The 19,203-nt window shown below is 72.8% G+C and carries 15 protein-coding genes and 1 riboswitch; of the genes, 9 read left to right on the forward strand and 6 right to left on the reverse strand.

Going from position 1 to position 19,203, the window contains the following annotated elements; genetic code table 11:
- Positions 1-9: 9 nt before the first annotated feature.
- The 3 genes from EV384_RS24335 to EV384_RS24345 all read right to left on the reverse strand — a co-directional run bounded on the left by EV384_RS24335 (position 10) and on the right by EV384_RS24345 (position 3,476).
- Positions 10-447 (reverse strand): YbaB/EbfC family nucleoid-associated protein, encoded by a 438-nt coding sequence (locus EV384_RS24335; RefSeq protein WP_130336797.1) that lies wholly within the window; start codon positions 445-447, stop codon positions 10-12.
- A gap of 175 nt (positions 448-622) precedes the next feature.
- On the reverse strand, positions 623-1,294 hold the full coding sequence (locus EV384_RS24340) for a LysM peptidoglycan-binding domain-containing protein (protein WP_130336799.1): 672 nt from the start codon (positions 1,292-1,294) through the stop codon (positions 623-625).
- A 1-nt stretch (position 1,295) separates the two neighbouring features.
- Positions 1,296-1,468, reverse strand: a riboswitch (cyclic di-AMP (ydaO/yuaA leader).
- 175 nt (positions 1,469-1,643) lie between these two features.
- Positions 1,644-3,476 carry a glycoside hydrolase family 3 protein gene (locus EV384_RS24345; protein WP_130336801.1) on the reverse strand — a complete coding sequence of 611 codons (1,833 nt, stop codon included), beginning with the start codon at positions 3,474-3,476 and terminating at the stop codon, positions 1,644-1,646.
- Between the two features lie 223 nt (positions 3,477-3,699).
- Between EV384_RS24345 and EV384_RS24350 the strand changes: the two genes are divergently transcribed.
- The 5 genes from EV384_RS24350 (at position 3,700) to EV384_RS24365 (ending at position 7,046) form a co-directional block, all read left to right on the forward strand.
- Positions 3,700-4,914, forward strand: coding sequence for an LLM class flavin-dependent oxidoreductase (locus EV384_RS24350; protein ID WP_242624260.1), 1,215 nt, complete (start codon positions 3,700-3,702; stop codon positions 4,912-4,914).
- On the forward strand, positions 4,899-5,264 hold the full coding sequence (locus EV384_RS36350; protein WP_242624261.1) for a hemerythrin domain-containing protein: 366 nt from the start codon (positions 4,899-4,901) through the stop codon (positions 5,262-5,264). Before EV384_RS24350 ends, EV384_RS36350 begins: the two co-directional genes overlap by 16 nt.
- A gap of 80 nt (positions 5,265-5,344) precedes the next feature.
- Positions 5,345-5,821 carry a winged helix-turn-helix transcriptional regulator gene (locus EV384_RS24355; RefSeq protein WP_130336803.1) on the forward strand — a complete coding sequence of 159 codons (477 nt, stop codon included), beginning with the start codon at positions 5,345-5,347 and terminating at the stop codon, positions 5,819-5,821.
- A gap of 46 nt (positions 5,822-5,867) precedes the next feature.
- The gene (locus tag EV384_RS24360; RefSeq protein ID WP_130336805.1) at positions 5,868-6,566 is read left to right on the forward strand and encodes an SDR family oxidoreductase; all 699 of its coding nucleotides are present in this window, start codon (positions 5,868-5,870) and stop codon (positions 6,564-6,566) included.
- Between the two features lie 120 nt (positions 6,567-6,686).
- Entirely contained in the window at positions 6,687-7,046 is a 360-nt protein-coding gene (locus EV384_RS24365; protein WP_130336807.1) for a hypothetical protein, read from the forward strand.
- Between the two features lie 69 nt (positions 7,047-7,115).
- Here EV384_RS24365 and htpG read toward each other — a convergent pair whose 3' ends face one another.
- Positions 7,116-9,008: a molecular chaperone HtpG gene (gene htpG, locus EV384_RS24370; protein ID WP_130336809.1), complete on the reverse strand. Its 1,893-nt coding sequence runs from the start codon at positions 9,006-9,008 to the stop codon at positions 7,116-7,118.
- 135 nt (positions 9,009-9,143) lie between these two features.
- On the opposite strand from htpG, the gene EV384_RS24375 reads away from it, so the two are divergent.
- Positions 9,144-9,869: a FadR/GntR family transcriptional regulator gene (locus EV384_RS24375; RefSeq protein WP_130336811.1), complete on the forward strand. Its 726-nt coding sequence runs from the start codon at positions 9,144-9,146 to the stop codon at positions 9,867-9,869.
- 13 nt (positions 9,870-9,882) lie between these two features.
- Here the strand turns inward: EV384_RS24375 and EV384_RS24380 are convergent, their stop codons facing one another.
- Positions 9,883-11,106 carry an RNA-guided endonuclease InsQ/TnpB family protein gene (locus tag EV384_RS24380; RefSeq protein WP_130336813.1) on the reverse strand — a complete coding sequence of 408 codons (1,224 nt, stop codon included), beginning with the start codon at positions 11,104-11,106 and terminating at the stop codon, positions 9,883-9,885.
- Positions 11,107-11,261: 155 nt separating this feature from the next.
- Here EV384_RS24380 and EV384_RS24385 point away from each other — a divergent pair, with 155 nt between their 5' ends.
- Genes EV384_RS24385 through smpB form a run of 3 tightly spaced genes read left to right on the forward strand, consistent with a single transcriptional unit; the run spans position 11,262 to position 13,228 of the window.
- Positions 11,262-12,089 carry a sterol desaturase family protein gene (locus EV384_RS24385; RefSeq protein ID WP_130336815.1) on the forward strand — a complete coding sequence of 276 codons (828 nt, stop codon included), beginning with the start codon at positions 11,262-11,264 and terminating at the stop codon, positions 12,087-12,089.
- Complete coding sequence (locus EV384_RS24390) at positions 12,086-12,694, forward strand: lysoplasmalogenase (RefSeq protein ID WP_130336817.1); 609 nt, start codon at positions 12,086-12,088, stop codon at positions 12,692-12,694. Before EV384_RS24385 ends, EV384_RS24390 begins: the two co-directional genes overlap by 4 nt.
- A 39-nt stretch (positions 12,695-12,733) precedes the next feature.
- Positions 12,734-13,228: an SsrA-binding protein SmpB gene (gene smpB / locus EV384_RS24395; RefSeq protein WP_130336819.1), complete on the forward strand. Its 495-nt coding sequence runs from the start codon at positions 12,734-12,736 to the stop codon at positions 13,226-13,228.
- A 165-nt stretch (positions 13,229-13,393) separates the two neighbouring features.
- Here smpB and EV384_RS24400 read toward each other — a convergent pair whose 3' ends face one another.
- Positions 13,394-19,195 carry a WD40 domain-containing protein gene (locus tag EV384_RS24400; RefSeq protein ID WP_130336821.1) on the reverse strand — a complete coding sequence of 1,934 codons (5,802 nt, stop codon included), beginning with the start codon at positions 19,193-19,195 and terminating at the stop codon, positions 13,394-13,396.
- Between the last annotated feature and the right edge of the window lie 8 nt (positions 19,196-19,203).

Raw genomic sequence — 19,203 nt, forward strand, 5'->3', positions numbered from 1 at the left:
CGGCGCGGGTCAGCCCGTCCGGCCGCCGCCCAGCCGGGCGGCGGCGTGCTCCATCGCCTGGCTGAACATCTCCATCTGCCGCCTCGACTGCTCCCGCAGCCCACCGAGCCGGGCGGCCAGGGCGTCCACGTCGGCCCGCGCCGAGGCGCTGACCTGGGTGTCGAGGTTGGCGAGGGCGGCGTTGACGGCCACCACGATGTGTGCGCAGAGCGCCTCGATCCCCTCGGCCGACAGCCGCGGGTCGACGGTGACGGACTCCAACCGCCCACCCTGGACGACCACGGCCCGCACCAGCCCGTCGGCCGCGGCGCCGGTGCCGCGGAGCAGCTCCTCCGCATCGCCGTCGGTGTGCTCGGCGGGCCGGGAGCGCATCGCCGACAGCGCCTGCTGCGTCCGGGTCAGCAGCTCCTCGAGGCTCGCGGCCGCGGAGAACGGTTCGTTGGTCATACCCGCGCTTTCTTCACGTCCTTCCCGAGCACCGTGACGATAGCAATCCCCCGTCCGGCCCGCCGGGGACACCGGCACCACGTCCACCACGACGGCGAACGCCCGGCCGGAGCACCGGCCGGGCGTTCGTCGGCTGCGCCGGCTCCGGCCCAACGGGATCGGATCCGGCGGTACGTCAGCGCAGCCGGAGCTGCTGGCCCGGGAAGATCAGGCCCGGATCGGCACCGACCACGCGCTTGTTGCGCTCGTACAGCGCGTGCCATCCGCCGGCGAGGTCCCGCATGTCGGCGATCATCGACAGCGTGTCGCCGGGCTTGACCACGTAGGTGGTGGTCGAGTCGCCCGCGGCCGGCGCGGTACGCCGGTGGCTGCGGGTCGCCGGCTGCTCGCTCCGCGAGGAGCGCTTCTCCCCCTTCGACTTCGATCCCGAGTCCGACCGGGACGTCGAGCCGGAGTCCCTGGTGGAGTACTGCCGGGTCGAGCCGCCCTTCTTGCCGCAGACCGGCCAGGCGCCGATGCCCTGCCCGTCGAGGACCTTCTCGGCGATGGCGATCTGCTCGCCGCGGCTGGCCAGGTCGGCGCGGCTGGCGTACTTCTGGCCGCCGTAGCCGTTCCAGGTGCTCTTGGAGAACTGGAGGCCGCCGTAGTAGCCGTTGCCGGTGTTGATGTGCCAGTTGCCGCCGGACTCGCACTGGGCGATGGCGTCCCAGTTGACGCTGGCCGCGCTGGCCGGCGCGGCCGGGCCGAGGATCGCGGCGGCGCCGGTCGCGGCACCGACGACGAGCGCCCCGACGGCGAGGCGGCGCGCGCCGGTCCGTCGGTGGCGTGCGGTGTATTCAGTTGCCATGGTGTGGTTTCCTCCACGCCGACGAGGTGAGCTGTCGGGTTCGGGCCGAGGAGCCCGGCCGCCGTCAGGCGGCTTCACCCCGAGGTGTCGAGCACCGAGGAACGTGTGGGTCCCCCGCTCCCGCCTGAGGTCAGGTACCGACGGGCCGGCGGCGGGATTAGGCGTTGCCGGTCCGTGGTGTCCGCGATCGCGAACGCATACGACGTTAGGAACGGTTTCGGACGATCGCCCACTTCTTGTGAAGTTCTTCACCCGGCCGGGCGAAGGGCCGGAATTTCGAGTTGCGACACTCCCGAACGTGCAATAGGGAGGCCGCCGGGTCGACGCCCGGCGGCCTCCGCGAACGCGTTCAGTACGTCAGGCCGTAGCCCTGCGGGAAGAGCGGAACCTGCCCGTCGCCGGCGTTGATGGGCTGCTGACTGACCGAGTTCATCCAGGTCATCGGCAGTTTCCCGGTCGGCGCGGCACCGAAGAGGACGTCGGCCACGCCGGCGCCCTCGGTGCCGGGCAGCCAGGACGCCAGCAGCGCGTTCCAGCCGGGCAGCCCGGTGGCGATGTCCAGCGGCCGGCCGGACACCAGCACCACGATCACCGGCACGCCGGCGTTGCGCAGGGTGGCGATGGTGCGCAGGTCCTCCCGGTCCAGGCTCATGCTGCCGGTCCGGTCGCCCTGGCCCTCCGCGTACGGTGTCTCGCCGACGACGGCGACCGCGGCCCGGTAGCTGCTGTCGATGCCGGTGCCGCGCTGGTTGTAGGTGACCGTCGTGGTCGGACCGACCGCGGCGCGGATGCCCTGCAGGATCGTGGTGCCTGGGGTGATGGCGCCGGACGAGCCCTGCCAGGAGATGGTCCAGCCGCCGCTCTGGTTGCCGATGTTGTCGGCGTTCCTGCCGGCCACGAAGATCTTGTTGTTGTCCCGGGCCAGCGGCAGCACGGCGCCGGCGTTCTTCAACAGCACCTGGGACTGGCGCACGGCCTGCCGGGCCAGCGCCCGGTGGGCGGCGTTGCCCACCGTCGGGGTCCAGGCCCGGTCGGTGTACGGGCGCTCGAAGAGGCCCAGCTCGAACTTCTTGGTGAGGATGCGCCGGTTCGCGTCGTCGATCCGGCTCAGCGGCACGTGCCCGTTCTGCACCTCCGCGCGCAGGGTGCTGATGAAGTTCTTCCAGGCGGTGGGCACCATGACCATGTCGATGCCGGCGTTGATCGCGGTGGCGACCTCGGCGGCGGTGAAGCCGGAGCTGCCGTCGATCTGGTCGATGCCGTTCCAGTCCGAGACGACGAAGCCGCTGAAGCCGAGTTCGCCCTTGAGGACGGTGCTGATCAGGTACTGGTTGCCGTGCATCTTGACGCCGTTCCAGCTGCTGTAGGAGATCATCACCGAGCCGACGCCGCGCTGCACCGCGGCCTGGAACGGGGGCAGGTGGATCGCCCGCAGCTCGGCCTCGGTCAGCTGGGTGTTGCCCTGGTCGTCGCCGCCGGTGGTGCCGCCGTCGCCGACGTAGTGCTTGGCGGTGGCGAGCACCGAGGTCGGGCCGCCCAGGGTCGTGCCCTGCAACCCGGTGACCAGGGTGGACATCTCCGAGGGCAGGTCCGGCGTCTCGCCGAACGACTCGTAGGTGCGGCCCCAGCGGTCGTTGCGGGCCACGCAGAGGCAGGGCGCGAAGTCCCAGTCGACGCCGGTGCCGGAGACCTCCTCGGCCACCGCCTGGCCGATCTGCTGCACCAGGGCCGGGTCGCGGGTCGCCCCGAGCCCGATGTTGTGCGGGAAGATCGTCGCGCCGACCACGTTGTTGTGCCCGTGCACGGCGTCCACGCCGTAGATCACCGGGATGGCCAGCGGCGTGGCGAGAGCGGCGCGCTGGAAGCCGTCGTACATGTCGGCCCAGCTGGTCGCGGTGTTGGGCGAGGGCGCGGAGCCGCCACCGGAGAGCAGCGAGCCGAGCCGGTAGGTGGTCAGGTCGGCGGCGGTCACCGAGCCACGCTCGGCCTGGGTCATCTGGCCGATCTTCTCGTCCAGCGTCATCCGGGCGAGCAGGTCGGCGACGCGGGTGGCGACGGGCAGGCTCGGGTCCTGGTAGGGGTAGGTGGCGGCGGCGGCCGGGCCGGGCACGGCCAGGGCGGTCACCGCGACGAGGAGCAGGGCGAGGCTGAGCGGACGGCGGACACGGTGGTGGCGGGTCACGGGTCACTCCTCCCGGAGGAACGGCAATGCCGTTGTCCGGCACCATATGCCACCCGGACATCGATGGACACCGCTGACCGAGCCGAGCTGTGAACAATCCTGTCGATTCCTCGGGTCCCGTGATCACCGCATTCCGGCCCGGGCTACGGTGGCGGGGTCCGCCGGCACGACGCAGCCAACGACCGACCGGCGGCGCGGATCGGGGCGAGGTGGCGGAGCGGACATGACCGACTACGGGCACGAGCTGATCTTCGGCAGCTTCCTCACCCCGACCGCCGGCCAGCCCGAGCAGGTGGTCGCCCTCGCCAAGCTCTGCGAGCAGGTCGGCCTGGACCTCGCCACCTTCCAGGACCACCCGTACCAGCCGAACTTCCTGGACACCTGGACGCTGATGTCGTTCGTGGCGGCGGCGACCAGCCGGATCCGGCTGGCCGGCAACGTGCTGAACCTGCCGCTGCGCCAACCGGTGGTGCTGGCCCGCAGCGTGGCCAGCCTGGACCTGCTCAGCGGTGGCCGGGTCGAGCTGGGCCTCGGGGCCGGCGCGTTCTGGGAGGCGATCGAGGCCGTCGGCGGACGCCGGCTCACGCCCGGCCAGGCGGTGGAGGCGCTGGACGAGGCGATCCGGGTCATCCGGGAGATCTGGGCCGACGACCGGCGGGGCATCGTCCGCGTCGACGGGGAGCACTACCGGGTGGTCGGCGCGAAGCGCGGGCCCGCACCGGCGCACGAGGTGGGAATCTGGGTCGGCGCGTACAAGCCGCGGATGCTGCGGCTGGTCGGGCGGGCGGCGGACGGCTGGCTGCCGTCGCTGGCGTACCTGCCCAAGGGGCCGGCGGAGCTGGCCGAGCTCAACGCGCTGGTCGACGAGGGCGCCGAGGCGGCCGGGCGGGATCCCCGGTCGGTACGGCGGCTGCTCAACCTGTCGGGCCGGTTCACCCGGTCCCGCTCGGACTTCCTCGTCGGGCCGCCGGAGCAGTGGGTGGAGGAGCTGGCCGGGCTCGCCCTCGACCACGGCACGTCCGGGTTCATCCTCGGCGCCGACGACCCCACCGCGATCCAGCTCTTCGCCCAGGAGGTCGCGCCCGCGGTCCGCGAGCTGGTCGCCGCCGAACGCGCCGAGCCCGGCAGCCGGGCGCGGGCCGTCGAGGAGCAGCGGGAGGCGGTCGAGGCCGGCGGTGCCACCACCCTCGCCGTCACCGCCACCCCCGATCCGGGGGTACGGCTCAGGAACCGCCGCCTGTGGGACGAGTCGACCCGCCCGGAGGCGCCGCCCGCGCCGGCCGGGCACGTCTACACGCCGCACGCCCAGGCCGTCGGGGCGCACCTGGTCGACGTGCACGACCACCTGCGTCAGGAGCTCGGCCAGGTACGCGACCTGCTCCAGCAGGCCGGGGCGCCGTCTCCCCCGGCGACGCCCGGGCGGTGCTCAACGAGATGACCATGCGGCAGAACAACTGGACGCTGGGGGCGTACTGCGCCGCGTACTGCACGGCGGTGACCCAGCACCACGGGCTGGAGGACAACTCGATCTTCCCGCACCTGCGGCGCGCGGACGCCGGGCTGGCCCCGGTGCTGGACCGCCTCGAGGAGGAGCACGTGGTGATCCACGAGGTGGTGGAGAGCGTGGACCGGGCCCTGGTGAACCTGATCCGGCAGCCGGGCGACTTCACCGAACTGCAGGAGGCGGTGGATGTGCTCACCGACACGCTGCTGTCGCACCTGTCGTACGAGGAGCGGGTCATCGTCGAGCCCCTCGCCCGGTACGGCTTCTACGCCGGGCAGGTCTGAACCCATTCCCGGTCGCCGCCAGGTCCGGCGTGAGATAGCTGACTTTGGTTCTCCTAAGCCAGGTGGCTAGAGTGGTCGGCATGACGGACTTCCTCGCGCAGCGCGACGCCTGGCTGACCACCAACTGCTCGATCGCCCGCGCGGTCGAGGTGGTCGGGAACAGGTCCACCCTGCTGCTGCTGCGCGAGGCGTCGTTCGGCACCCGCCGCTTCGACGACTTCGCCCGGCGGGTCGGCGTCAGCGAGCCGGTCGCCGCCGCCCGGCTGAAGCAGCTCGTCGCCGACGGCCTGCTCGAACGGCGGCCCTACCGGCAGCCGGGGCAACGCACCAGGGACGAGTACGTCCTGACCCGCAAGGGACAGGAGCTGCTGCCGGTGCTCACCGCCCTGCGGCAGTGGGGGGACGCCTGGGCCGCCGACGAGGCGGGCCCGTCCGTCCGGGTCGAGCACCACGACTGCGGCGCCGCCGTCCACGCGCGGCTGCGCTGCGACGCCGGGCACGACGTGCCGCCCGGCGAGATCGACGTACGCCCGGGGCCGGGGCTGCTGCGCGCGTGACCGGGCGAGAAGTCGACACACCCTTCGAGCAACTCAGGAGCAGGACATGAAGATCGCTGGACGCACGGCGCTGGTCACCGGGGCCAACCGCGGATTCGGCCGCCACCTGGCCGCCGAGCTGGTGGCGCGGGGCGCCACCGTCTACGCCGGTGCCCGCAACCCCGACAGCGTCGACCTGCCGGGCGTCACGCCGGTCAGGCTGGACATCACCGACCCGGGCTCCGTGGCCGCGGCCGCCGAGCTCGCCGGCGACGTGACCCTGCTGATCAACAACGCCGGCGTGAGCACCGGAGCCGACCTGCTCGACGCCGACCTGGACGCGGTCCGGCTGGAGATGGAGACCCACTACTTCGGCACGCTGTCAGTCGTGCGCGCCTTCGCGCCGACGATCGCGGCCAACGGCGGCGGAACGATCCTGAACATCCTGTCCGCGCTCTCCTGGATCAGTTTCCCGCAGACCGGGGCGTACAGCGCCGCGAAGTCCGCCGAATGGGCGATGACCAACGCCCTGCGGACGCGGCTCGCCGACCGGGGTGTCCGCGTCGCCGGCCTGCACGTGGGATACATGGACACCGACATGACCGCCGGGGTGTCCGCGCCGAAGTCCGATCCGGCGGACATCGCCCGGATCGCCGTCGACGGCATCGAGGCCGACCGGTACGAGATCGTCGCCGACGAGACCTCCCGGCGCGTCCTCGCCGGCCTGTCCGGCGGGGTCGCCGCGCTCTACCCCGACCTGCCCTGATCAAGCGGAGGACCGCCCCGGCCTGAGACTGGGCCCGGACCGGGGCGGCCTGACGTTTCACCGACACCGTCCCGGCTCGGATCGGACCGCCGGGGCGGCGGGCAGGGGCACAATGGCGTCATGCGGCAGGGGTTCGCCCACCAGGCAGTCCTGGACATGACACCGGACGACGATGAACGCGCCCCCGGGGCGGCCATCACCACAGTCCTGTGCGGCCACTGGGAACACGAGCCGCCCTGCCCGGTCGCGGCACACCACACCCGGGCGGAGCGGGTCGGCGCCGAGGTACGGCTGCGCATCCTCTTCGCCACCGAACCGCAGCGGGAACAGCGCGTGCGGCACGACATCGACCGGGCGTTGGCGCGCGGTGAACTGGTCGGCCCGGACGGCAGGACGACCCGGTGGCGGCTGCTCCGCAGCGGGCCGGGTGAGCCGTCGGCCGAGGAGGCGGAGCACCTCGATCGGCTGGCGCGCGGGTAGCCGACCCGCCGGCCGTGGCGTGCGCGCCGCGGCCGGCGGGATCGGCACCCGCAGGGCGAGTCGCCTGCCCTACAGGGTGCGGGCGAGCCGGTCGGCGAGGATCCGGGTGAACCGGGCCGGGTCGGCCAGCTCCCCGCCCTCGGCGAGCAGCGCCATGCCGTACAGCAGCTCAGCGGTCGCGGTCAGGGCCTCGGTCTCGGCGCCCTGCTCGTGGGCCTTGCGCAGCCCGGCGACGAGCGGGTGGCCCGGGTTGAGTTCGAGGATCCGCTTGACCCGCGGCACCTCCTGCCCCATCGCCCGGTACATCTTCTCCAGCGTCGGGGTCATGTCGTGCGCGTCGCCGACCACGCAGGCCGGTGAGGTGGTCAGCCGGGAGGAGAGCCGGACCTCCTTGACGCTGTCGGCGAGCGCGCCGGTCAGCCAGCTCAGCAGCTCGGCGAAGTCCTTCCGCTCCGCCTCGGCCTTCGCCTTCTCCTCGTCGGTCTCCAGGTCGACCTGGCCCTTGGCGACCGAGCGCAGGGCCTTGCCGTCGTACTGGCCGACCCGCTCGACCCAGACCTCGTCGACGGGGTCGGTGAGGATCAGCACCTCGTAGCCCTTGGCGCGGAACGCCTCCAGGTGCGGCGAGTTCTCGATGGTGCCGCGGGACTCGCCGGTGGCGAGGTAGATCTCCGACTGGCCGTCCTTCATCCGCGCCTCGTAGTCGCGCAGGGTGGTCAGCTCGGCCGGATCGTGGGTGGAGGCGACCCGCACCAGGTCCAGCAGCGCGTCGGTGTTGTCGGCGTCCTCCAGCAGCCCTTCCTTGACCACCGCGCCGAACTCGGTCCAGAAGGTGCGGTAGGACTCGGCCGACATCTCCTTGAGCGTGGCGAGGACCTTCCTGACCAGGCGCCGGCGCACGGCGCGGATCTGCCGGTCCTGCTGGAGGATCTCCCGGGAGATGTTCAGCGACAGGTCGTGGGCGTCCACGACGCCCTTGACGAAGCGCAGGTAGTTCGGCATGAGCGCGTCGCAGTCGTCCATGATGAAGACGCGCTTGACGTAGAGCTGCACGCCCCGGCGGCCCTGCGGGGAGAAGAGGTCCAGCGGGGCGTGCGAGGGCAGGAAGAGCAGCGCCTCGTACTCGAAGGTGCCCTCGCCGCGCATGTGGATGGTCTCCAGCGGGTCGGCCCAGTCGTGGCTGACGTGCTTGTAGAACTCCTTGTACTCGGCCTCGTCGACCTCGTCCCGGGAGCGGGCCCAGAGCGCCTTCATCGAATTGAGGGTCTGCGTCTCGCGGGTGGTCGCGCCGTCCTCGCCGGGGCGCTCGGCGGTCATCCGGATCGGCCAGGCGATGAAGTCGGAGTACCGCTTGACGATCTCCCGGACCGTCCACTCGGCGGTGTAGTCGTGCAGGTTGTCCTCGGTGTCGACCGGCTTCAGGTGCAGGGTGACCGAGGTGCCCTGCGGGGCCTCGTCGACCGCCTCGACCGAGTAGGTGCCCTCGCCGGTGGACTCCCACCGGGTGCCGCCGCTCTGCCCGGCCCGCCGGGTCAGCAGGGTGACCTTGTCGGCGACCATGAAGGTGGCGTAGAAGCCCACACCGAACTGGCCGATCAGCTCCTGCGTGGCGCCGGCGTCCTTCGACTCGCGCAGCTTGCGCAGCAGCTCGGCGGTGCCGGACTTGGCGATCGTGCCGATCAGCCGGACCACCTCGTCGCGGGACATGCCGATGCCGTTGTCCCGCACGGTGAGCGTACGGACCTCCTTGTCGACCTCGATCTCGATGTGCAGGTCGTCGGTTTCGACCTCGAGATCCTTGTCGACCAGCGACTCCAGCCGGAGCTTGTCCAAGGCGTCCGACGCGTTCGAGATGAGTTCGCGCAGGAAGACGTCCTTGTTCGAGTAGATCGAGTGGACCATCAGCTGGAGCAGCTGACGGGCCTCGGCCTGGAACTCCAACGTCTCGACCCGGTCGCTCACACCGACTCCCTTCGCTCGTGGGGGCTTCCGGCGAAAGGATACGAGCCGTGCCGGCGCGGGCAGCGGAGGGTGGCAATCGGCGGATCTGGTCCAACCAGTTGACGGGTTGATGTGTCGCGGGCCACACTGCTGCCCATGGCCTTCGCCCCCGTCCCGCGCGCCTCCGTCTCCGACCACGTCTTCGGTCAGCTCCGCGACGCCATCGTCAGCGGTCGCTACCGGCCGGAGGAGACGCTGCCCGGCGAGCGGGAACTGGCCGCCGCGTTCGAGGTCAACCGGCACGCCGTCCGGGAGGCGCTGCGCCGGCTCCAACAGCTCGGGCTGGTCCGGGTCAGCCAGGGCGGCGCGACCCGGGTGCTGGACTGGCGGGTGCACGCCGGGCTCGACCTGGCGCTGTCGCTGACCCAGTCCGGCGACGTACTCCCGGTGGAGACGCTGGTCCGCGACATGCTGGAGATGCGGGCCTGCGTCGGGACCGACGCGGCCCGGCTCTGCGCCGAGCGCGGCGACCCGGCGGCCACGGCCGCGGTGGTCCGGGCCGTTGAGGAGTACGCGGCGCTCGCGCCCGACCTGCCGCGGATGGCCGAGGCGAACATCGCCATGTGGCGGCTGATCGTCAGCGGCTCCGGCAACACCGCCTACCTGCTGGCCTTCAACAGCCTGGTGGCCGGCACGCTCGCCGTGGGCGACGTCCCGCCCGACGGCCGGGCCGCCGAACTGCTCGACATCGCCGGACACCGCCGGCTCGCCGCGGCCATCGCCGCCGGCCAGGGCACGGCCGCCGCCCGGCACGCCCGGTCCCTGCTGACCGCCCCGGTCACCACCCCCACCACCCCGTCCGGAAGGGAAGCCCGAGCTTGACATCTTCCCGGCGCTAATAGACCGGGATTCCCACGGTCGCCCGTGGGCCTTCCTGCTTCGTCACCGACCGCCTCGTCCGGGAGGTCTCCCGTTGAGGTCTTACATCAGCTCCACAGGCCGACACCGCCAGCCCGGCGGCCAGAATGTTCCGCGCGGCGTTCACGTCGCGGTCGTGAGTGGCGCCGCAGGCGCATGTCCAGGTGCGGACGTGCAACGGCATCGCGTCTCGCACAGTTCCGCAGGTCGAGCACAGTTTGGAGGAGGGGAACCAACGGTCGACCGTGATCACCGTGCGGCCGTACCACTGGGCCTTGTATTCCAGCAAGCTGCGGAACTCGCGCCACGCCGCGTCGCTGATGGCGCGGGCGAGTGTGTGGTTTTTCAGCAGGTTCTGAACGGTGAGGTCCTCGATCACGATCGTTTGGTTTTCACGAACGAGCCGAGTAGTGATCTTGTGCAGGTGGTCGCGTCGCCGGTCGGCGATGCGAGCGTGAACCTTGGCGACCTTGCGGCGGGCCCTGTCCCGGTTCGCCGAGTCCTTGGCCTTTCGCGACAGCTCCCGCTGGGCGCGGGCGAGCCGGGCCCGGTCACGCCGCTCATGCCGCTCATGCCGAGGGTTGGCGATCTTCTCCCCGGTCGACAGGGTCAGCAGATGGTCAAGCCCGGCGTCTATCCCGACCGCCCGATCGGTGGTGGGGAGCAGCCGCACGGTCGGGTCCTCGCACAGCAGGGACACGAACCAGCGCCCAGCCGCATCCTGAGAGACGGTAACCGTCGACGGCTTCGCGTCCTTGGGAAGAGGGCGGGACCACACGATGTGCAGCGGCTCCGCCATCTTAGCCAGCGTCAGCTCACCGTCACGGAAACGGAAGGCGCTGGTGGTGTACTCCGCCGACCTCCGCGCACTTTTCCGGGACTTGAAATGCGGGTATCTCGCGCGTTTGGCGAAGAAGTTGGTGAAGGCCGTCTGAAGGTGCCGCAGGGCCTGCTGAAGCGGAACCGAGGACACGTCGTTGAGGTAGGCCAGCTCCTCAGTCTTTTTCCAGGCGGTCAGCATCGCCGACGTGGCGTTGTAGCTGACGCGCTCCTGCCGAAGCGACCACGCCTCGGCACGCGCCGCCAGCGCGAGGTTGTAAACCTTCCGCACGCAGCCGAACGTGCGCGACAGCTCGGCCGCCTGCGCCTCCGTCGGATAGAAGCGGTACTTGAACGCCCGCTTCGTATGCGTGGTCTTCATGGCTCTCGAACTATCGCAATTCGATGTGACAACCTGCCGGCTCTCGTGAAGGGCCACCGGTCCGCCTTGCCGGCGCACCGGCTTTCACTGCCCTGGTCCGCAGGGGTCCGATTCCTCCCCGCCCTAAAGGACGGGGCCCCCTCGAAGGAGTTCAGATGATTCCCGCCGTGCTCTACGCCGTCCCGGCGTTCCTGCTGCTCATCATCGTCGAGGCCCTCTCCTACCGGTTCGCGCCGGACGACGACGAACGCGGCTACGAGCTGCGCGACACCAGCACCAGCCTCTCCATGGGCCTCGGCAGCCAGGTGATCGGCTTCCCGTGGAAGCTGGCCACCGTCGGGCTCTACGCCGGGCTCTGGACGCTCGCCCCCGTCCACCTCTCCCCCGGCAACTGGTGGACCTGGGTGCTGCTCTTCTTCGCCGACGACCTGGCCTACTACTGGTTCCACCGGCTGCACCACGAGGTACGACTGCTCTGGGCGAGCCACGTCGTGCACCACTCCAGCGTCTTCTACAACCTCTCCACCGCGCTGCGGCAGAGTTGGACGCCGATGACCTCGCTGCCGTTCTGGCTGGCCCTCGCCCTGCTCGGCATCCCGCCGTGGATGATCTTCCTCCAGCAGTCGATCAGCCTGCTCTACCAGTTCTTCCTGCACACCGAGCGGGTCAACGTGCTGCCCCGGCCGATCGAGTGGGTCTTCAACACCCCGTCGCACCACCGGGTCCACCACGGCTCCAACGCCGAATACCTGGACCGCAACTACGGCGGCATCCTGATCGTCTGGGACCGGCTCTTCGGCAGCTTCGAGCCGGAACGGGCCGCGGTCCGGTACGGGCTGACCAAGAACATCACGACCTACAACCCGCTGCGGGTGGCCACCCACGAGTACACGGCGATCTGGGCCGATGCCCGGGCAGCCAGCTCGTGGCGGCACCGCCTCGGCTACGTGTTCGGCCGGCCCGGCTGGCAGCCGGCCCGGTGAGGCGGGGCTGGCTCGGGGCGTTCGGGGGCGCCGCCGCCGTCGAGCTGGTCGGCGTCGCGTTCGACCTGACCACGATGCAGTGGCTGGCCAAGCCGCTGCTGGCGCCGCTGCTGCTGGGGTACCTGTACAGCGCCCGACGGCGGGTCGACCCGGTGGCGATCGGGCTGGTCTTCGCCACCGCCGGGGACGTGGCGCTGCTGGTGCCGGGGCGGACGGCGTTCCTGGTCGGGATGGGCTGCTTCCTGGTCACCCAGCTCTCGTTCCTGACCGCGTTCGTCCGGTACCGCCGGCCGCCGGTCCCGGCCGTGGTGGCGTACCTGACGCTCTGGGCGGTGGCCAACGCACTGCTGTGGGAGGCGCTGGGTCCGCTGCGACTGCCGGTGCTCGGCTACAGCCTGACACTGTCGCTGATGGCCGCCGCCGCTGCCGGGGTGTCCCGGCGCGCGGCGGTGGGCGGCGCGCTCTTCCTCGGCTCGGACCTGCTGATCGGGCTGGGGGCGGCCGGCGTCACGCTGCCCGGCCAGGGGCTGCTGGTGATGGCCACCTACATCGCGGCGTTACTGCTGCTCACCACCGCCTGGGTCGCGGCGGCGCGCGCCTCGTGACAGGTATCCTGCTCCGGGTCGACGAGTGCGGAGGTGGGCGTGTCCAGGGACACCGGGCGCAAGCTCGTCGCCTCGAACAAGAAGGCGCGCCACGACTACACGATCCTCAAGACCTACGAGGCGGGGATCGTGCTGGCCGGCACCGAGGTCAAGTCGCTGCGCGAGGGGCGGGTGTCGCTGGTCGACGCGTTCGCCCAGGAGCGCGACGGCGAAATCATGCTGTACGGGCTGCACATTGCCGAGTACGGCTTCGGCACCTGGACCAACCACCAGCCCCGGCGCACCCGCAAGCTGCTGCTGCACCGGGTGGAGATCGCCCGGATCCTGGAGAAGCTGCGCGAGGGCGGCGGCGGGCTGACCCTGGTGCCCCTGTCGATGTACTTCGCCGACGGCTGGGCCAAGGTCGAGCTGGGCCTGGCCCGGGGCCGCAAGTCGTACGACAAGCGGCAGGCCATGGCCGAGCGGGACGCCAACCGGGAGATCGCCCGGGAGCTGGGCCGACGCCTCAAGGGAGCCCGCCGGCCGGCCCGGTGAGGGTCGGCGCGGGTCGGCGGCACGGGCCAACGCCGCGGCCTCGGCTCGGATGAGACCGATGGTCATGGCCAGCACGCCGAGGGCCAGCAGCGCGCCGGCCACGGTCGCCCCGGTCCGGAGGTCGCGCAGGGAGGCCTGCCCGCGGCGGGGAGGCTCCGGCGGCGGTCAGAACGGGGCGTCCACGGACAGCCGGCGCACCTGGGTCAGGTACGGGTCCAGCTCCCCCACCTCGAACCGGCAGGTCCCGATGACGTGCCAGAACTGGCCGCCCGGGTCACCGTCCAGCTTGTACCGGCCGTCCGGGCTGACCGCCGCCCAGCCGTCGGGCAGCCCGATCAGGGTGGCCCGCAGCTGGGCGTGCTCCGGGTCGGCGACGTCCCACAGCCGGACGGTGCCGTCGTCGCCGGCGCTGGCCAGCAGGCTGCTGTCCGGGCTGAACGCCACCGACCAGACCCGCCGGGTGTGTGCGACCAGGGTGCCGTGCAGCCGCCCGGTGCCCGGGTCCCACAGCCGGATGGCCAGGTCGTCCCCGGCGGTGGCCAGCAGGTCGCCGTTCGGGCTGAACGCGCAGGACCAGAGCCGGCCGGTGTGCTCGGTGAGCACCGTGCGCCGCTCGCCGGTCAGCGCGTCCCAGACCACCGCCGAACCGTCGTTGCTGGCGCTGGCCAGCAGCGTCCCATCAGCGTTGAAGGCCACCGCGTACACCCGGTCGGTGTGCTGCTCCAGGGTGGCGCGGCAGGTCGCGGTGGCGGCGTCCCAGAGCCGCACCAGCTGGTCGTCGCAGCCGGTGGCGATGGTCTCGCCGTCCGGGCTGAACGCCACCGCCCGGACCCGGCCGCGGTGCGGGGTGAGGGTGGCGAAATGCCGGCCGGTCCGCCGGTACCACAACCGGACCGTGTCGTCGTCGTTGGCGGTGGCCAGGGCGTCGCCGTCCGGGCTGAACGCGGCCGCCCAGACGTGGTCGGTGTCCACATTGAGCTCCCGCTCGTCCACGCCGGTGTCGGTGTTCCACAGGTGCACCCCGCCGTCCCCGCTCGGCGAGGCGAGCAGCGGCTCACCCGGGCAGAAGACCGCCGAGAGCAACCGGTCCGCCGGGCTGCTGAGCTGCCGCACCAGCCGGCCGGTACGCGGCTCCCACAGCCGCACCACCCCGTCGTTGCCGCAGGTGGCCAGCACCTCGCCGTCGTCGGAGAAGGAGAGCGAGGTGACCCGCCGGCCGTGCCCGCGCAGGGTGTGCTGCAGCTGCCCGGTGCGGACGTCCCAGAGCCGGGTGGTGCCGTCGTTGCTGCTGGTCGCCACCTGCTGCTGATCCGGTCGCCAGGCCACCGGCCAGACCGAGCCGCGGTGCCGGGTCAGCTCGTGCCGCGGCTGGCCGTCGACGGTGTCCCACAGCTGGATCGCGCCGTCGCTGGCCGACGAGGCCAGCAGGGTGCCGTCCCCGTTGAACCGGACGCTGTAGATCGCGCCACGCTGCCGGCCCAGCACCCGGACCGGCCGACCGGTCTCCACCTCCCACAGCCGCAGCGCGCCGTGGGTGTCCCCGGTGGCCATCAGCCGGCCGTCGGGGTGCACGTCCAGGGCGTACACGTCGGCCTCGTGGCCGCGCGGCTGGCGCAGCAGCTCCCCGTCGGCGGCCCGGCGGACCCACACCCGACCGTGCTGCCCGACGGCGACCAGGGACCGGCCGTCCGGGGTGTGCGCCACCCGGTAGACCACCTCCGGCTCGCGGACCTGGAACGCCAGCGCCCCGGAGGCGACGTCCCAGCCGCGGACCACGCCGGCGCTGTCCACCACCACGAGCCGCCGGCCGTCCGGGCTGAACGAGGTACCCCAGATCGGCGCCGCATGGCCGGGCCACTCGTGCCGCAGTCGGGCACTCCGGGTGTCGTAGAGCCGGACCACGCCGGCCGCGTCGCCGACCACCAACCGGCCCCGCTCCCCGTCGGTGAGCAGCGGCCAGACCCAGCCGGCGAAGACGTCCTCGATGACGTGCCGCACGTCGCCGTGGTCGGCGTCCCACAGCCGTACGGTCAGGTCGGCGGCGCCGGTGATCAGCTGGTGCGACGCGGCGTCGAAGCGGACGGCGTAGACCCGCCCCCGGTGGCCCTGCAGGGTGCGCACCGGCAGGCCGGTGAGCGTGTCGCAGATCAGCACGCCACCGTCGTCGCTGCCGACGGCGAGCACCGCCCCGTCCGGGCTGTACGCCACCGGCACCGGCAGCCGGCCCACCTCGAAGCCGTAGGAGACGCCCACCGCCGGCGGGGCCAGCCCGGGCACCACCGGCCGGCCGGGCGCCACCACCGCGCCGCGCAGCTCCGGCGCGCGCAGCAGGGCCGCGTCGGCGGCCACGTCGATCAGCGCGGCCCGCCGCCAGCGGCTGCCGCCGACCCGCGCGCCGCGCAGGTCGGTCCGGAACAGCCGCGCCCCGGCCAGGTCGGCGTCGCGCAGGTCGGCGCCGGCCAGCCGGGCCTGGTCCAGGCGCGCCCCGCGCAGCCGGGAGTGCTCCAGCCGGGCGTCGGTGAGGTTGGTCGCGACGAGGCGGGTGGCGGTGAGGTCGGCGCCGGTCAGATCGGCCCGCGCCAGCTCCCGGTGGGACAGGTCCTCGCCGCGCAGCGAGGCGCCCCGCAGGTCGGCCCGGTCGGGCAGCCGCAGCCGGGCGCTGAGCCGCAGCGCATTGGCCCGGACCGTCTCCCCGGCGTCCTCGTCGCCGAGCACCCGGGCGGTCCACGCGGTGCAGCGGCGCGGGTCGGCCAGGTCGCCGAGGAACTCCACGGTCAGCGCCGACAGCGGGCGCACCGCCAGCGCGGCCGGATCCTCCCCCCGGTTGAACTGCGCGGCGATCCCCTCGGCGACCAGCCACTCCATCACCGAGGTGTGGATGAACCCGAACAGCCCGTCGTCGGTCCGCACCAGCAGGCTGCCCGCGCCCACCGCGTGCATCGCCTGCGGGCCGGACAGCCGCGACTCCGCCAGCCCGGCGAGCTGGCCGGCGGCCTCGGCCAGCTCGGCCAGTCGCAGGTACGACTCGCCGCTCTCCCAGAGCTGGAACGCCAGCCGGCCGACCGCGGCCCACAGCTCGGGGCGGCGCAGGGTCACCGGCGCGCCCGGCACCCCCTGGGTGCGCCGCTCCTCGAAGTCCAACCAGGACTCCAGGATCTCCCGGTAGAGCGCAGCCGCGCTGAACGTGCCGCCGGCCCCCGCCACGGCAGCCAGCCGACCCTCGTCGAGGTTGGCGATGAAGCCGAGCATCCGCGGGTTGCGGGAGAGGCCGAGCAGGTCCTTCACCCCGGCCAGGAGCTCCATCCGGGCCCGGGCGGCCCGCTCGTCCCCGTCGTAGCGGTGCCGCAGGAACGCCTCGATCTGGCCGGGGGTGAAGTCCTCGATGGCCAGCACCCGGCGGTGCGGCAGCAGCCCGACCCGCTCGCCGAGCGCGGTCAGCACCTGCGAGTTCGTCTTGAAGTGCTGGGTCCGGCTGCTGACCACGATCTTGGCGTTGCCCTCGGCCGCCTGGAGCAGCGTCTCCAGGTGGTCCGCCGCCCGGTCGTACGTCACCCGGGCCACCAGCTCGTCGAACCCGTCGAAGAGCAGCACGATGCGACCCTGCCGGAGCATGTAACGGAACGCCTTGAGGTCGATCACCTGCTCGCCGTGGTTGGCCAGGTGCGCGGCGACCAGCCCGTCCACCGAGTGCGCCTTGTCCAGCGCGCGCAGCTCCACCAGGATCGGGATCACGTCGGGCGCGGCGGTGGGCAGCCGGCGGGCCACCTCCCGCAGCGCGAACGTCTTGCCCCGCCCGAAGTCGCCGAGCACCAGCACGAACCGGCCGTCCGGGGCGGAGACCAGCTCCAGCAGCTCGTCCACCACGTCCTCGCGGACCCGCTGGTCGGCGCCGACCAGGTGCCGGTAGCGCTGCGGCACGTACTGCCCCGGCGGGTAGAGCCGGTCGGCCTGCAACCGGGCGGTCTGCGCCGCGACGTAGTCGCGCAGATCCAGCAGGCCCTGGAACTCGGTCAGGTGCAGCACGCGCACCCCGCGCCGCTGCGCCGCCTCGGCCAGCCCCCGGCCGATCCGGTCGCCGTCGTAGATCAGCTCGGAGGCGACGTCCGGGTCGGTGGCGTGCACCCGCCGGGCGAAGTCGTCGACGTGGGCGGCGGTCGGGGTCCCGACGTGCCCGCCGACCCGCTGCTGCCGGACCACCCCGTCGGCCCGGTAGGTGACGAAGAGGTGCGGCGGGTCGGCCGGCACCCGGCGGACCAGCACCCGGTCGTACCGTGCCTCGCAGACCTCGGCCAGCCGGTCCAGCAGCCGCTCCAGCGGCGTCGGCGCGACCACGGCCGGCGCGGCGGCCGGCACGTCGGGCGCGGCGACGCCCTGGGTCGGCCCCTCCACGGCGGTCGGCAGCCGCGGGTCGGGCACCTGCGCCGGGCCGGCCGCCCCGAAGGTGGCCTCCGACCGAGGCCAGCTCACCGCCGTCGGCTCGCCCACGTCGTGCCGGTCGTCGCGGCCGAGCACCCAGCGGGTCATCCCGTCGGCGGCCAGTCGCAGCACCTGCGCCCGGCCGTCCCGGGACGTGGTGGAGAGCGGCACCACCGGGTCGGCCGGCGCGCGGGTCGGCGCGACGTCGGAGAGCAGCAGGTTGAGCATCGGCCCGACGAGGCGGTTGAACGGCCCCCGGTCGCGCAGGGTCGTCCCGTCGGCCGCGACCTCGTCGGCGTACGGGGTGCGCGGGCCGGGGGCGTGCGCCATGGCGCCCAGCCGCAGCCAGCCGGACTGCTGGTAGTGCCGCAGGCGCTGGGCGAACCAGGTGGACTGGGCCTCGCCGAGGAAGCCGTACCGGTCCTCCTCGCGGTGGGTGACCGCGACGGTGGAGTTCAGCCCCGCCACCACGACCCGCAGGTCCGGCACCGGAAACAGCGTCCACGGCTGCTCGCTGTCGAAGATCCGGTCCTCCAGGCCCTGGTAGAGCTCGTCGAAGAGGCGGGCGTAGTGCCGCCACTTCGGCCAGTACGGCGGCTGCGGGTCGACGTCGTCGGCCTCGCAGGTGGCGAAGTACGCGCGGCTGGCGGCCATGGTGACGTCGCGGGGGCCGGGCACCACGACGAGCCGGTGCGGCTCCAACCCGAGCAGCACCCGCAGCCCGGTGAGGAAGCTCAGCGCGTCGGAGAACTCACGCGGGCTGCCCGACTCGGTCAGGTTGCCCGCCACCACCAGCAGATCCGGCCGGGGGACGCCGTCGTTCATCAGCAGCGTCAGGTCACCCATCAGGTGTTCCTGCAGTTCCCCGGGGGTGACCGGCGCGCCGGGCTCGATCACGCCCCGGCCGAAGCGCGGCCCGGCCACCTGGAGCACGGTCACGGTGGTGCGGGAGTCGGGCACCGCCAGCGCCGCGGGCGGGAACGGCGGCGGGTTGATCGGCGTACGCCGGGAGCGGCGCGGCGCGGGCACGCCCGCGGACGGCGCGGCGAGCACCCCGGCCGGCCCGGTCGGGTGGTGGGGGAAGGTCGGTTGCAGGACCGGCTTGGCCCGGCCGTCGAGCGCCTCCCGGATCCGGTCCAGCACCCGCCCCCGGGCCTGCGCCGGGTCGGTGACCCCGACCAGGTCGACGTAGGTGATGGTGGCGAGCAGGCCGTCGATCGGACAGTCCTCCACCCGGACGGTGACCAGCTTGCTGCCGGTGCCGTCGGGGTCGGCGCGCAGCGCGGCCTGCCACTCCAGCTTCCCGTACGTCGAGTGCAGGTAGCGCTCGGAGAGGACGGCCACCACGACGGCGGCCTCGCGGACGCCGCGGTCCATGAAGTCGATGAAGTTGGTGCCGGCGACGAAGTCCCACGCCTGGAGCAGAGTGCGGTAGCCGGCGGACTCGAACTCCCACGCCAGCCAGGTCGCCCAGCGCTCATCGGCCGGCGAGTAGCTGATGAAGAAGTCGATCGGGCGGTCGGACCGGGTGGGGTGCGCGCCTACAGCCACAGGATCAT

This window comes from Micromonospora kangleipakensis (genome assembly GCF_004217615.1).
Classification (GTDB): Bacteria; Actinomycetota; Actinomycetes; order Mycobacteriales; family Micromonosporaceae; genus Micromonospora; species Micromonospora kangleipakensis.